This window comes from Aurantibrevibacter litoralis (assembly GCF_034651555.1).
GTDB classification, from domain to species: Bacteria; Bacteroidota; Bacteroidia; order Flavobacteriales; family Flavobacteriaceae; genus Aurantibrevibacter; species Aurantibrevibacter litoralis.
In genome coordinates this window covers 1-11,928 of sequence record NZ_JAYEEQ010000005.1, presented here as the reverse complement: position 1 = coordinate 11,928, position 11,928 = coordinate 1, and the positions used below count along the sequence as shown (strand labels likewise).

Below are 11,928 nucleotides of genomic sequence, written 5' to 3'. Positions count from 1 at the left end.
ATTTTAAAATAAAAAGAATACTGCCCTTACGATTGTTACAAAAGGACTTTCTAACGCCAATTTTCTGTAAGGACGCTATTTTTTAGTGTTATTGTGTATTTTATGAGCGAACGCACAGTACTCCCTAATATTTTAGCCGTATTGCTAGCGGTATATCTAGGGAATTTCCAAAGAAATGGGTTTCTTTGTACTTAAATTTTTTTGATAAGTGAGTAATCCCCACCATGGACTCTTTGCCCATTATTGGCATATGAAAAGCGTATACATTTTAAGTTTCTTCATTTTTCAGCAAACCATAAAATTTGAAAACACATGACAAAAAAAATATTTTATTTAAGCACCTGCGTTACTTGTCAAAAAGTGCTTAAGGCACTAGAGCCATTAGAAGGGATTGTGCTGCAAGATGTAAAGGAAAGCCCCATAACAGCCTCCCAATTAGAAGAACTCAAAAAAATAGTAGGAAGCTATGCGGCCCTCTTTAGTAAAAGAGCACGTTTGTATACCCAGCAAAATTTAAAAGAGAAAACCCTTTCTGAAAATGATTATAAGGACTTAATTCTAGGGCATTATACTTTTTTAAAAAGACCAATAATCGTAGTAGCAGATGCTATTTTTATAGGTAACAGCCAGAAAGAAGTAACGAAAGCCAAAGAAGCATTGCATCGGTGAGTAAACGAACCCTCGCCATTTTGGCAGCCATAGGAGCCACTACCATTTACGGCTTAAACCATACCATAGCCAAAGGGGTTATGCCCTTTTATGTAGAACCTTACGGCTTTATATTTTTACGGGTTCTTGGCGCTGCTGTCCTTTTTTGGCTACTGTCTTTTTTTGTTCCGAAGGAAAAAATAGTCAAAAAAGATTGGGGTCGCCTAGCGGTATGCGCCACTTTAGGAGCTTGCGTAAATATGTTGGCATTTTTTAAAGGGCTTTCACTATCAACTCCCATAAACAGTTCGGTTTTGGTAACTACAACGCCCATCATGGTGATCGTGCTATCGGCATTGTTGATAAAGGAGAAAATCACCTTGCAAAAAGCTACTGGTATTCTTATAGGATTTATAGGCGCAGTAACCCTTATTGTGTTTGGCGCGGAGGTTCGGCAAGATGCGCCAAATATTCCGTTGGGAAACCTTCTGTTTATTGTAAATTCAATTTGTTACGGCACGTATCTTATTTTGATAAAAAAGATGATTGAAAAGTACCATCCTTTTACGGTGCTGAAATGGCTTTTTACACTAGGAGTTCTCCTTACCTTTCCCGTGGCTTATGCTCAGGTAGAAGCCATAATGTGGTCCAAAATACCTATAGATATTGTTGGTTCTATACTATTTGTGGTGGTGGGAACCACGTTTTTGACGTATTTGTTCAATGTTTTTGCCCTTACCCAGCTAAAAGCCTCTACGGTAAGTGCTTTTGTGTATCTGCAGCCTCTTATAGGGATACTGTTTGCCGTATTTACCGGAAAAGATTCGCTGACCACCCTAAAAATAGTGGCCACAATTTTGGTTTTAACCGGCATTTATTTGGCCAGCAAAAGACCTAAACCAAGTCTATAGGTCTCTTAAAAAATTTTCGGGTGTCTGCTTTGGTTAGCACTTTAAAGGAGGTAGCTTTTTCTTGGCTTTGGAACTTCGTTAACAAGGGTTCAGGAAGTGGAGATAATGTTCTTGTGTTGGTGTTTATCCAAGCGCCCATCATTTCACAGTGTGCCAAATTACGCCCATTACTGTCGTAGAAATTGTGCAGAAATTCAAAAAACATCCCATCGGCACTTAACCCTAAAATCTCTAGGGAAACGGTTAAGGGCTTTCCCGGAAAAGCCTCCTTAAAATAGTAAATATGTTCATGAAATACCACGGGGCTAATTTGCATATCGGCTAAGATCTGCAAATTCATGCCTAGCGAATGTAAAAAATCCATTCGCGTATGCGCCATAAAATTGAGGTAAGACGCATTGGCTAAATGTCGGTTGGCGTCCAAATCACTCCACCGAATTTCGAACTCTTTTAAAAACATAGAATAAATTATTTGTTATGCATGCATACTAATTTCAAAATTACAATTAGTTTTGGAAAGAGGTAAGTGTTATCCTTTTAAATTATAGTATATTTAAGTCCTTCAAAATACATCAAATGAGTAAGCCCGATTTTATAAATGCCCTTAGCTTGCCTGTTATTGCTGCCCCTATGTTTCTCATTTCCGGCCCTAAGTTGGTTATTGAGTGCTGTAAAAATGGCATTGTCGGCACCTTTCCTGCACTTAATCAGCGCTCTAGCGATGGCTTTGAAGAGTGGTTGATCGAAATTAAAGAAGCCTTAGACATTTTTGAGCAAGAAACAGGAAAAAAACCTGCTCCTTTTGGGGTTAACCTTATCGTGCACCCTACAAATCCAAGATTAGAGGCCGACATTAAAATTTGTGTGAAGCATAAAGTGCCTTTGGTGATCACTTCTTTGGGAGCTGTATCCGAGGTAGTAAACGCCATTCACAGTTACGGAGGGTTGGTGTTTCACGATATTATTAAGAAAAGACATGCCGAAAAAGCGGCAGCGGCGGGGGTAGATGGTCTTATTTTGGTTAGCGCCGGGGCAGGGGGGCATGCGGGGACCATTAATCCAATGCCTTTAGTATCCGAAATAAAACAAATTTTTGATAAAATCATTATCCTGTCCGGTTGCATCAGCACCGGTAGAGATATTGCCTCGGCCATGCAAATGGGTGCCGATATGGCCTATATGGGCACTCGATTTATAAATACATCCGAAAGCAATGCCCCTGAAGCGTACCGCAAAATGATTGTAGACGCCGGTGCCAGCGATGTTGTTTATACCGCAGCTATTTCAGGAGTGCATGCCAATTTTCTTGGAGCAAGCCTTAAGGCTGCCGGAATTTCCGACGATGATTTAAAAAAAGAGGTAAAAATAGATTTTGGAAAGGAATTAAATACAGAAGCTAAGGCATGGAAAACCATTTGGTCTGCCGGCCAAGGGGTGGCTATTATAAACAATGTAGTTCCTGTGGAGGCTTTGGTGGCCTCCTTAAAATCTGAGTTTAAGGAAGCTGTGACCAAACAGTTTCAATTATTGGAAATTTATCCTAAGTAGGATTTCCTCTCCAAAAGTAGCGTACAATAAATAATATAAAATTGCGCATTAAAATTTTTTATAGAAGTGTCTTTGTTGTCTTTTTAAGATTCCTCGCCTTTACCATTTTGGCAGGTTATGGATTTTCATTGCTAAAGGATCTATGAAATAATGCCACTAGTGACCTCTGCCTATAATCCGCCTTTACTATTTAGAAACGGTCATTGGGCTACCATATATGCCGGTACTTTACGAAAGGTGACCGGACTGCTTCAAGAACGAGAGCGCATACCCTTGCCGGATGGCGATTTTCTAGATTTGGATTGGAGTTTTGCCAAAGAAGTCACTTCAAAAGTGGTTATTTTGCTTCATGGGTTAGAGGGTTCTGCCCAACGTCCTTATATTACAGGAAGCGCCAAGCAATTCAATAAGATGGGTTATGATGCCTGCGCCGTAAATTTTAGAGGGTGCAGTGGGGAGCCCAATCTCTTGTTTAGATCCTATCATTCCGGAGCTACAGAAGATTTGGAAGCTGTGATTCACTATATTTTGGAAACCAAATCCTATAGCAACATTGTTATTAAAGGCTTTAGTTTAGGGGGTAATTTGGCTCTAAAGTATTTGGGCGAAGGGCGAAAATTGCCGAAAGAAATAACGGGAGCCGTAGCAGTTTCTGTACCCTGCCATTTACACAGCTCCCTGTTACAGTTGTTAAAACCCAAGAATTGGCTTTACGCCAGACGATTTAAGACACATTTAGTTGAAAAGTTAACCCTAAAACAGACCCTTTATCCTCATAAAATAAGTAAAGATGCCTTAAGCAGTATTAGGACATTAAAGGATTTTGATGACGTGTACACCAGTAAAGCGCACGGGTTTTCTAATGCCTTGGAGTATTACGAGAAATGCAGTTGCTTGCAGTTCTTAAGTGCCATTAAGATTCCTGTACTTTTGATAAATGCGAAAAACGATTCTTTTTTAGGAAAAGAATGTTATCCGTTAGGAATTTCTGAAAAGAGCGACCAATTGTACCTAGAAATGCCCAATTATGGCGGTCATGTAGGTTTTTACGGAACCCAAAATAGTACGTACACCGAACAAAGGGCAATCGAATTTTTAAAAGAAGTACTTTAAAGCTACTTCATATGATTTTTTAATACTGACTAAACCAATTTAAAAATGAAAAAAGGAATTCTCGTTTTAGCAATCGGCACGTTTCTGTTGAGTTGTAATTTGAAAGAAAAGAAAGAAGGATTTGTAATGAAGCGTCCTAAACCGGTAGTTAAGGTAGAAATGGCAGAAGCCATAGAAATCCCAATTGACATGAACAATAAAGGTGTAGGGCCTGTAAAGTCTGTAAGCTTCGATGCAGAAATAGATGCTGCTCTGGCCGCCAAGGGTCAAGAAAAATACAGCACAACCTGCGTGGCCTGTCATATGGCGAATCAGCGATTGATAGGCCCAGCCTTGGCCGGTGTTTTTGATCGTAGAAGTCCGGAGTGGGTAATGAATATGATTCTAAACCCCGATGGGATGATCAAGGAAGATCCCATAGCCAAGGCCCTGCTAAAGGAATACAATAATGCTGTAATGCTCAATTTTCAATTTACCGAAGCGGAAGCCAGAGCAGTAGCCGAATACCTAAGAACCTTTTAGGCTTTTGAGATACGGATTACGACACCAATAGCAACATGACTTCCGATGCCAACAAGGGGATTACCAATATTACTTATAATCACTTGAATTTGCCCACCCAAGTGACCATAGCCGGACAAAATATTTCGTATATTTACGACGCAACGGGCACCAGAATGAGGAAAACAGTGAGCACGGGGGCAACCACGGACTATGCGGGTAATTACGTCTATGAGAACGGCGATTTGAAACAGATATCACAACCGGAAGGGTATATAGAACCCGATGGAAACGGTTGGCAATATGTTTATCGCTATACCGATATTTGGGGCAATACGAGGTTGACCTATTCGGACGACAACAACGACGGGAACATCGATGCAGCCTCTGAGATACGAAGGGAGCAGAACTACTATCCATTCGGATTGGAGCATAAAGGATATAACAACGTATCCTACGGCGTAAAGAACGATCTGATGACCTATCAGGGACAGGAATTTACCGAGGACCTTGGACTGAATACACACGAATGGAAATATCGTATGAGCGACCCGTCGATAGGGAGGTTCTGGCAGGTGGACCCTTTAGCAGAAAGCTATGCCTATAATTCTACCTATGCGTTCCAGGAGAATAAAATGGGAATGGGGGTTGAACTTGAAGGGGCGGAATTAAAACAATGGTTCACTGATTTATATGATTATTATACTGGAGCGGGTACTGCAAAAGATCAATTAGCTCAAAGCCAAGGAGCAAATATTTCTGATGGGGAAATTAGTGTTAGAGATGCACAAAGACTATCAAACGGGTTGGCAGGAGCTCAAAATGAATTTGAAAATTTACCTAGAAATTTAGCAAGTGTAGCAGGTAGTACAGTAGTTGATGCACTAGATTTTGTTGCTCCGGACGGTATCGAAATCTATACTGGGGGTAATGTTGAGCTGTTCGGCGCATCCGGTGTTCAATCCTCTGGCGACTATACAGGAACAAAATCTTTGTTTATGGGAAATTCTGTTGATGCACCTAACTTCGGTATTGGAACTTCTTTGGGACCTCAAATATCACAAGGTGGTTCGAACAGAAAGGTTGATATTGAAGGAGGTATTAATTTTTTCTATGCATTTGATGGAACTCTTCAAAGAAGTGATTTTGAAGGTGGTGAAAATAATGGTAGTTTCACTATCCCTTTGAAAAAGAACCTTTCATTGAACTTCAATTTGATGCAAACTAAAGAATATGTAGGGTTCGGTGTAGGCTTAGGTCCTAAAAGTAATTTTGGCTGGAGTGCTGGTCCAACGAATACTGGAAATATGTCTACATCTTCAAACAGTGTATTAGATGAAAAAATCAAAGATGCTTTTACTATAAATGATTAACGTTGTAACACATTATTTTAGCAACTTTATTTTACCGTTAATATTTTTAATATTTGGTATACTAACTGTTTTGAAAAAAAGCAAGTGGAAGCGAGTTCTGGGATTTTCCTTTACAGTACTAGCATTAGTAATGTGTTGGTTGGAATTTGATTCTACCTCATTAGATAAAAGAATAAGGTTTTTTCAAAGCTTCGATGAACTCTCAGCTTCAAACATTAAAGAAATTATAATTACGGAAATAGAGCCGAGGGGTATAGAAAGAAGACTCTCATTAGATGGAGATCAGGTTAAGACATTAAGTTTTTTAAAAAATGCAAGACCAATTTATGTTTTAAGCCCAATGTTTGGTGAAGGCAAGCGAAGCTACGATTTGAGAATAGTTACTAATGACAGCCTCCAGTATGATTTTTTGATTAGAGAACGAAAAGAGGGATCTTATATTTATATGAAGATATCTAATGAAAATGAGATAAATACAATAGCTCAGTATGCTACTATAGAAGAAATAGCTTGGTAGACTTATAGCAATTTCAATAAAGCCACCTTACCTAACCTAGTAAGGTGGCTTTATGATTTATTCTATCTTGACGAGTTCACCAGTAATTTTACGGTTTTCATTGTATGCCGAGTATTTATAGGTATTTTTTTCAGTCGAAATAATATCAACATTGAAAGTCATTCCAATTATAAAGTTATAATCTGGATTACTGACGTCTGTATAAGTTAATTTATACTCCCCCGCTCCCGCCAGTTTGCAACTGGTGGCGTACCGAGTAAGAACCCCAGAAAAAACATAAGCTATAATAATACATTGTAGCTTTTCGTATTTTTAGGGTGTGAGCAGAAACTACAAATTTAAGAACAAGGTCGGTGCCTATTTTGTTTCCTTTGCCACGGTTTATTGGATAGATGTTTTTATCCGGCAACCTTATTTAGGCATTCTTGAGGAGAGCCTGAATTTTTGTAGAAAAGAAAAAGGCATGGAGGTCTTTGCGTACTGCTTTATGCACCCGCTCGCGCGAGCATCTTTCTGCTCGTGCCGTCAAGAGAAGATAAAAACGGCAAGCACCCCCGCTAGCGCAAGCATCTTTCTGCTCGTGCCGTCAAGAGTGAGCGACAAGAATCTAGAAATATAAATAAGCAATAAGCCACGAAATAAATATCTTGGTTTTTGTATTTTTAGAATCGTATGAGCAGAAAATACAAGTTTCAAAACCCTACGGCGGCTTACTTTGTAAGTTTTGCAACAGTCTATTGGTTGGATGTTTTTACAAGACAGGAATATTTTTCAATCTTAGAAGAAGCGGTAACGTATTGTCGCGCTGAAAAAGGCATGGAGGTATTAGCCTATTGCTTTATGCCGAGCCATGCCTGCCCTGAGCGAAGACGAAGGGTTCATTTTGTTTTCAGGTCAGTCCATGAAGATCCTTCGGGTCTGTTAAGGGATTTCAAGGGTTTCACGGCTAGAAAATTGATAAAGGCAATTGAAGACAACCCACAAGAAAGCAGAAAAGAATGGTTGCTTTGGATGATGGAAAGGGCTGGTAAAAAGAAAAGCAACGTAAGTAAAAGGCAGTTTTGGCAGCAACATAATAAGCCAATAGAATTGTGGAGTGGTAAAGTAATAAAACAAAAAATTGATTATATACACAACAATCCTGTTGAGGCCGGTTTCGTTACCAACCCCATAGACTGGAAATATAGCAGTGCTAGAAACTATGCAGAAGATGAAACGGTTTTAAAAATTGATAATGAAGGTATGCACTTGGGCATGATGGAACTATGACGGTAACGAAGCTATATCATGGGTTTGGCACGAGCAAGATGCTCGCGCCAGCGGGGAGCTCGCTCCCGCCAGTTTGCAACTGGTGGCGTACCGAGTAAGAACCCCAGAAAAAACATAAGCTATAATAATACATTGTAGCTTTTCGTATTTTTAGGGTGTGAGCAGAAACTACAAATTTAAGAACAAGGTCGGTACCTATTTTGTTTCCTTTGCCACGGTTTATTGGATAGATGTTTTTACCCGGCAACCTTATTTAGGCATTCTTGAAGAGAGCCTGAATTATTGTAGAAAAGAAAAAGGCATGCAGGTATTTGCCTATTGCTTTATGCCCAGCCATGTCCATTTAATATTCAGGTCGGCCGATGACGATCCTTCAGGTGTTTTGCGTGATTTCAAAAAACATACATCAAAAAAAGTTTTGAAAGCAATAGAAGAAAATCCTCAAGAGAGTAGAAAAGCATGTCCTGAGCGGTGCCGAAGGGAATGGTTGCTTTGGATGTTTGAAAGAGCGGGCAAAAAAAAAGGCAATATTTCAAAATACCAATTTTGGCAACACCACAATAAGCCGATAGAGTTATGGAGTACGGCCGTGATAAAACAAAAATTAGATTACATACACAACAATCCAGTTGAGGCGGGTTTTGTTACGGAACCAACACAATGGAAATACAGCAGTGCTCGGAATTTTGCCGAAGACCATACCGTTTTGAAAATTGATGACATTGGTTTTTTGGGATAAGTATAGTTTTAATTCCTTTGCTGAGCCGCCACCAGTTGCAAACTGGCGGGAGCGGGGGATTGAACATAAACCACGGCAATAGTCGTGGTTTTTTAGTGCAAAATCACTGGTTTGTAAACTATAGGCACAGCTTGTCCATGAGTAGATCCGAACAGGGGCTTACATAGCTAAAAAACAGAGGCGAAAGTACCGGGGTTAAAGCACTGATTTTTTTGTATTTTTAAATCCATGAGCAGAAAATATAAGTTTCGCAATCCTTCAGTTCCCGAGAACGAATTGGATGTATTGGTTTTAAATCTGTTTTGAGGCTTTATTAGGACTTGTTACCGGCACGGATTGCAATAGGGGGTTAAACTTGAAATCACAATTTGTGATGTCCAAAAAATTGGGTGTCGCAAATTGCGACCACCTAAAATCAAAACTTATGGAATAGAAATTGTATCTTTACGCCAACAAAGCAGTAAAAAGATGGACCTTAAAAGTGCCTTGGGCAAATACGTGAGCGTGTCCCCTGAAGTGTTGGGCGGAACCCCCGTGTTCAAGGGCACGAGGGTCCCGATAAAGATCTTGTTCGATTATCTGCAGGGGGGCGACAACATCCAAGAGTTTCTGGAGAATTACCCGACGGTAAAGAAAAACTTTGCCCAAAAAGTGCTGGAACTGCTATCGACCTATCTTACCGAAATCGAGACGAACAATGGTACTGCTGCTTGACGAGAACATCCCAAGGAAACTCAAATACCGCTTTAGTGAAACCCATGAAGTACTGACCGTGCCCGAAATGGGCTGGAGCGGCATCAAGAACGGCGACCTTTTACGGAAGATGCAACAAAAGGAAATGACCGTATTGTTAAGTGTGGACAAGAACATGAGCCACCAACAGAACTTGGAGAAATATAATGTATGTTTATTGGTGTTCGGCGCAAAGGATACCCGTTACGAGACCCTCTTGCCCTTTGTGGAAAAGACGGAAAAATTACTCGAAGGAAAAATAGCGCCGGGACTGACCGTCATCGAATAGCCCCAGGGCAAAATAGCCGCCCTTCCACCGACGGCCCTGGAGCGAAAGAAAAATCCGCGTTCCTTTGCCCACTCTTGCGGGACGTTCAATAGGCGCTTCGCCTATCATTTTAAAAATGATGAAAGCTTTGGCTGAAAGTTATCAAAATGATGAGCAGGAACTTACATTAAGTGAGGAGCAATATCAAATGATAGATAAGCGAAGAGAGGCACATTTGAAAGGCGAGAGCAAATCCTTTACTTGGGAACAAGTCAAACAAAACGCAAGAAACGCCAGCTAGATAATGGCATATGTTTTGGAGGTCAAAGACGAAGCCAATTTAGAAATCATTGAAGCCTATCTTTATTACGAAGAAAAACGTACAGGATTAGGCGAAGAATTTATAGAACATTTGGACACCTTTTTGATAGGATCAAAACGAGTCCAAAACACTTTCCACAAAAACGAAAACCCTATCGGGAAGCTTTTATAAAACGTTTTCCGTTTTTGGTCATTTACGAAATTACAAAAGGAAAAGTGATTGTGTATTCAATACTTGGCAGAATCTGGAAAAGAAGAAGAAATAAATCCACACGATTAGGTCCAACGGGGCGTTAGTTAATCGCATTCGTGCCAATTGCACTGGACATCCGCACATAAGTTCCACCGAAAAAACATGTAGAAGACGATTTGGAAAACTTATGCGAAATCGTCAACAACTTCCATCCAATTAGTTAAACAGTACGCAAAAAGTACTTTTTTAAGTACTTTTAGTTATCTTTGCACTATGGAAACAGTAAATTATACAGACTTTCGTTCAAATCTAAAGCATTGGTTCGATAAAGTGGTCAACGATGTAAGTGATATCGTTATCAAGCGTAAAAACGGTAAAGACCTCGTTTTAATATCATTGGATGAATACAACTCACTTAAGGAAACCACGTATCTGCTAACAGGAAAAAACAGAGATATTTTATTAAACGCTATCAAGGAACTGGAAGCAGGAAACGGTAAGGAAAAAGACTTAATCGAATAGATGAAATTAACGTGGTCCACTTCTTCTTGGGAAGATTATTTGTATTGGCAGAAAGTGGATAAGAAAATAGTAAAACGAATTAACGAACTGATTAAAACTTGTATGCGAACACCTTTTGATGGCATCGGAAAACCCGAAGCTTTAAAAGGAGATTTGCAAGGTTATTGGTCAAGACGAATAACATCGGAACATCGATTGGTTTATAAATACGATAATGAACAAATCTTGATAGCAGCTTGTCGTTATCATTACGGAAAGTAAAATCCCCCGATAGCTGGGATTTGCACCATAAATCCGCATGTTTAATTAAATAATAACCGCAAAGATCTGATATCAAATACTTTGCGGTTTGGGTATTTTCACCTAAATTGGTGTTGCATCAAATACCAATTATGAAAGTAATAAATTCTTCAGACATAAGCCCATTTGGAGGTTTGAACTTTGTTTTGAAAGAGTTAGAAAGCCTTGATCTAGGGTTGTTTCTCAATGAGAATCTTCCTATTTTACCTGCCCAATCTAAATACCAATGGAAGGATATCCTGTACTCTTTTTGGAGTATTTATTTTTGTGGTGGAGATTGTATAGAGGATCTTTCAGGTAACTTTAACCGGCATTTAAAACAGAATCCATTTATGAAGATTCCCAGCCCGGATCGCATATTGGAGCGCTTTAAAGGGTTATCGCTCCCCAAAGAAAGGTTTTCTGTTCCTAGAGGAGTAAGCACCCATGAATTCAGCATTAATGATCCTCTTAACAAATTGAATCTTCAAATATTAAAGCGGATTAAGTCCAACATAAATGAGAAACTTACTTTAGATTATGACAATACCCTGCTTTTTAACGACAAGGCAGACAGTCGCTGGAGTTATAAGAACAGAAGCGGCTATTGTCCAGGAGTTGGCATAATCGATAAAAATATTGTTTTCATTGAAAACAGGAACGGCAATAGTGACGCCAAGACTTTGCAAGCTGAAACCTTAAGTAGAATGTTCTCTTTGCTCGACCAGCAGCACATAAAAATACATGCTTTCAGGGCCGATGGCGCATCATACCAAATGAATGTGATTGAAGCCATAAGCAAGAATGTTGAAAAACTGTACATCAGGGCGTGCATGAGTGATGCCTTGGCCAGAGAAATTGTCAATATTGATAATTGGGAAAAGGTCCACCTAGGAACTGAAACAGGATATAGGGGAGATATTGAATTTACTCCCTTTGCCAGAACAGCCCAAAGAAATAAAACAATAGATCATTTAAAATCATACCGACTTGT

Annotated in this window: 17 protein-coding genes; 16 read left to right on the top strand and 1 reads right to left on the bottom strand. The window is 39.6% G+C overall.

Annotation, left to right across the window (positions count from 1 at the left end; all coding sequences use genetic code 11):
• The first annotated feature begins 312 nt into the window (after positions 1 to 312).
• Both U1E44_RS05920 and U1E44_RS05915 read left to right on the top strand, forming a co-directional pair.
• A complete protein-coding gene (locus tag U1E44_RS05920; RefSeq protein WP_322930135.1) occupies positions 313 to 669 on the top strand; it encodes an arsenate reductase family protein in 357 nt (118 codons plus the stop codon).
• Positions 666 to 1,559 (top strand): DMT family transporter, encoded by an 894-nt coding sequence (locus tag U1E44_RS05915; protein ID WP_322930134.1) that lies wholly within the window; start codon positions 666 to 668, stop codon positions 1,557 to 1,559. Before U1E44_RS05920 ends, U1E44_RS05915 begins: the two co-directional genes overlap by 4 nt.
• On the opposite strand, the gene U1E44_RS05910 is transcribed toward U1E44_RS05915, so the two are convergent.
• Entirely contained in the window at positions 1,543 to 2,019 is a 477-nt protein-coding gene (locus tag U1E44_RS05910) for an acyl-CoA thioesterase (protein ID WP_322930133.1), read from the bottom strand. The genes U1E44_RS05915 and U1E44_RS05910 overlap by 17 nt on opposite strands.
• A gap of 116 nt (positions 2,020 to 2,135) precedes the next feature.
• Here U1E44_RS05910 and U1E44_RS05905 point away from each other — a divergent pair, with 116 nt between their 5' ends.
• From U1E44_RS05905 to U1E44_RS05840, 14 genes are all read left to right on the top strand, one after another.
• Positions 2,136 to 3,107, top strand: coding sequence for an NAD(P)H-dependent flavin oxidoreductase (locus U1E44_RS05905; RefSeq protein ID WP_322930132.1), 972 nt, complete (start codon positions 2,136 to 2,138; stop codon positions 3,105 to 3,107).
• Between the two features lie 150 nt (positions 3,108 to 3,257).
• Positions 3,258 to 4,220: a YheT family hydrolase gene (locus tag U1E44_RS05900; protein ID WP_322930131.1), complete on the top strand. Its 963-nt coding sequence runs from the start codon at positions 3,258 to 3,260 to the stop codon at positions 4,218 to 4,220.
• Positions 4,221 to 4,265: 45 nt separating this feature from the next.
• Positions 4,266 to 4,742 (top strand): c-type cytochrome, encoded by a 477-nt coding sequence (locus U1E44_RS05895; protein WP_322930130.1) that lies wholly within the window; start codon positions 4,266 to 4,268, stop codon positions 4,740 to 4,742.
• 35 nt (positions 4,743 to 4,777) lie between these two features.
• A complete protein-coding gene (locus U1E44_RS05890; protein ID WP_322930129.1) occupies positions 4,778 to 6,094 on the top strand; it encodes a hypothetical protein in 1,317 nt (438 codons plus the stop codon).
• On the top strand, positions 6,087 to 6,611 hold the full coding sequence (locus U1E44_RS05885) for a hypothetical protein (protein ID WP_322930128.1): 525 nt from the start codon (positions 6,087 to 6,089) through the stop codon (positions 6,609 to 6,611). The genes U1E44_RS05890 and U1E44_RS05885 overlap by 8 nt, the downstream gene beginning before the upstream one ends.
• Before the next feature lie 672 nt (positions 6,612 to 7,283).
• Positions 7,284 to 7,880, top strand: a complete 597-nt coding sequence (locus tag U1E44_RS05880; protein ID WP_322930127.1) for a hypothetical protein — start codon at positions 7,284 to 7,286, stop codon at positions 7,878 to 7,880.
• Between the two features lie 157 nt (positions 7,881 to 8,037).
• Positions 8,038 to 8,619, top strand: a complete 582-nt coding sequence (locus U1E44_RS05875) for an REP-associated tyrosine transposase (RefSeq protein WP_322930126.1) — start codon at positions 8,038 to 8,040, stop codon at positions 8,617 to 8,619.
• 468 nt (positions 8,620 to 9,087) lie between these two features.
• Positions 9,088 to 9,333 (top strand): DUF433 domain-containing protein, encoded by a 246-nt coding sequence (locus tag U1E44_RS05870; protein WP_322930125.1) that lies wholly within the window; start codon positions 9,088 to 9,090, stop codon positions 9,331 to 9,333.
• Positions 9,317 to 9,640 (top strand): DUF5615 family PIN-like protein, encoded by a 324-nt coding sequence (locus tag U1E44_RS05865; RefSeq protein ID WP_322930124.1) that lies wholly within the window; start codon positions 9,317 to 9,319, stop codon positions 9,638 to 9,640. The genes U1E44_RS05870 and U1E44_RS05865 overlap by 17 nt, the downstream gene beginning before the upstream one ends.
• 115 nt (positions 9,641 to 9,755) lie before the next feature.
• Entirely contained in the window at positions 9,756 to 9,920 is a 165-nt protein-coding gene (locus U1E44_RS05860; protein ID WP_322930123.1) for an addiction module protein, read from the top strand.
• Between the two features lie 3 nt (positions 9,921 to 9,923).
• Positions 9,924 to 10,112 (top strand): hypothetical protein, encoded by a 189-nt coding sequence (locus U1E44_RS05855; RefSeq protein WP_322930122.1) that lies wholly within the window; start codon positions 9,924 to 9,926, stop codon positions 10,110 to 10,112.
• Positions 10,113 to 10,406: 294 nt separating this feature from the next.
• Positions 10,407 to 10,655 (top strand): type II toxin-antitoxin system Phd/YefM family antitoxin, encoded by a 249-nt coding sequence (locus U1E44_RS05850; protein WP_322930121.1) that lies wholly within the window; start codon positions 10,407 to 10,409, stop codon positions 10,653 to 10,655.
• Positions 10,656 to 10,916 (top strand): Txe/YoeB family addiction module toxin, encoded by a 261-nt coding sequence (locus tag U1E44_RS05845; protein WP_322930120.1) that lies wholly within the window; start codon positions 10,656 to 10,658, stop codon positions 10,914 to 10,916.
• A gap of 131 nt (positions 10,917 to 11,047) precedes the next feature.
• Positions 11,048 to 11,928 (top strand): hypothetical protein (locus U1E44_RS05840; protein ID WP_322930119.1); only part of this gene is annotated, 881 nt, incomplete at its 3' end.

Coding starts and splice junctions, on each gene's coding strand:
- U1E44_RS05920 (WP_322930135.1), top strand. CDS start 313: ATGACAAAAAAAATATTTTATTTAAGCACCTGCGTTACTTGTCAAAAA.
- U1E44_RS05910 (WP_322930133.1), bottom strand. CDS start 2,019: ATGTTTTTAAAAGAGTTCGAAATTCGGTGGAGTGATTTGGACGCCAAC.
- U1E44_RS05905 (WP_322930132.1), top strand. CDS start 2,136: ATGAGTAAGCCCGATTTTATAAATGCCCTTAGCTTGCCTGTTATTGCT.
- U1E44_RS05900 (WP_322930131.1), top strand. CDS start 3,258: ATGCCACTAGTGACCTCTGCCTATAATCCGCCTTTACTATTTAGAAAC.
- U1E44_RS05895 (WP_322930130.1), top strand. CDS start 4,266: ATGAAAAAAGGAATTCTCGTTTTAGCAATCGGCACGTTTCTGTTGAGT.
- U1E44_RS05890 (WP_322930129.1), top strand. CDS start 4,778: ATGACTTCCGATGCCAACAAGGGGATTACCAATATTACTTATAATCAC.
- U1E44_RS05885 (WP_322930128.1), top strand. CDS start 6,087: ATGATTAACGTTGTAACACATTATTTTAGCAACTTTATTTTACCGTTA.
- U1E44_RS05880 (WP_322930127.1), top strand. CDS start 7,284: ATGAGCAGAAAATACAAGTTTCAAAACCCTACGGCGGCTTACTTTGTA.
- U1E44_RS05870 (WP_322930125.1), top strand. CDS start 9,088: ATGGACCTTAAAAGTGCCTTGGGCAAATACGTGAGCGTGTCCCCTGAA.
- U1E44_RS05865 (WP_322930124.1), top strand. CDS start 9,317: ATGGTACTGCTGCTTGACGAGAACATCCCAAGGAAACTCAAATACCGC.
- U1E44_RS05860 (WP_322930123.1), top strand. CDS start 9,756: ATGATGAAAGCTTTGGCTGAAAGTTATCAAAATGATGAGCAGGAACTT.
- U1E44_RS05855 (WP_322930122.1), top strand. CDS start 9,924: ATGGCATATGTTTTGGAGGTCAAAGACGAAGCCAATTTAGAAATCATT.
- U1E44_RS05850 (WP_322930121.1), top strand. CDS start 10,407: ATGGAAACAGTAAATTATACAGACTTTCGTTCAAATCTAAAGCATTGG.
- U1E44_RS05845 (WP_322930120.1), top strand. CDS start 10,656: ATGAAATTAACGTGGTCCACTTCTTCTTGGGAAGATTATTTGTATTGG.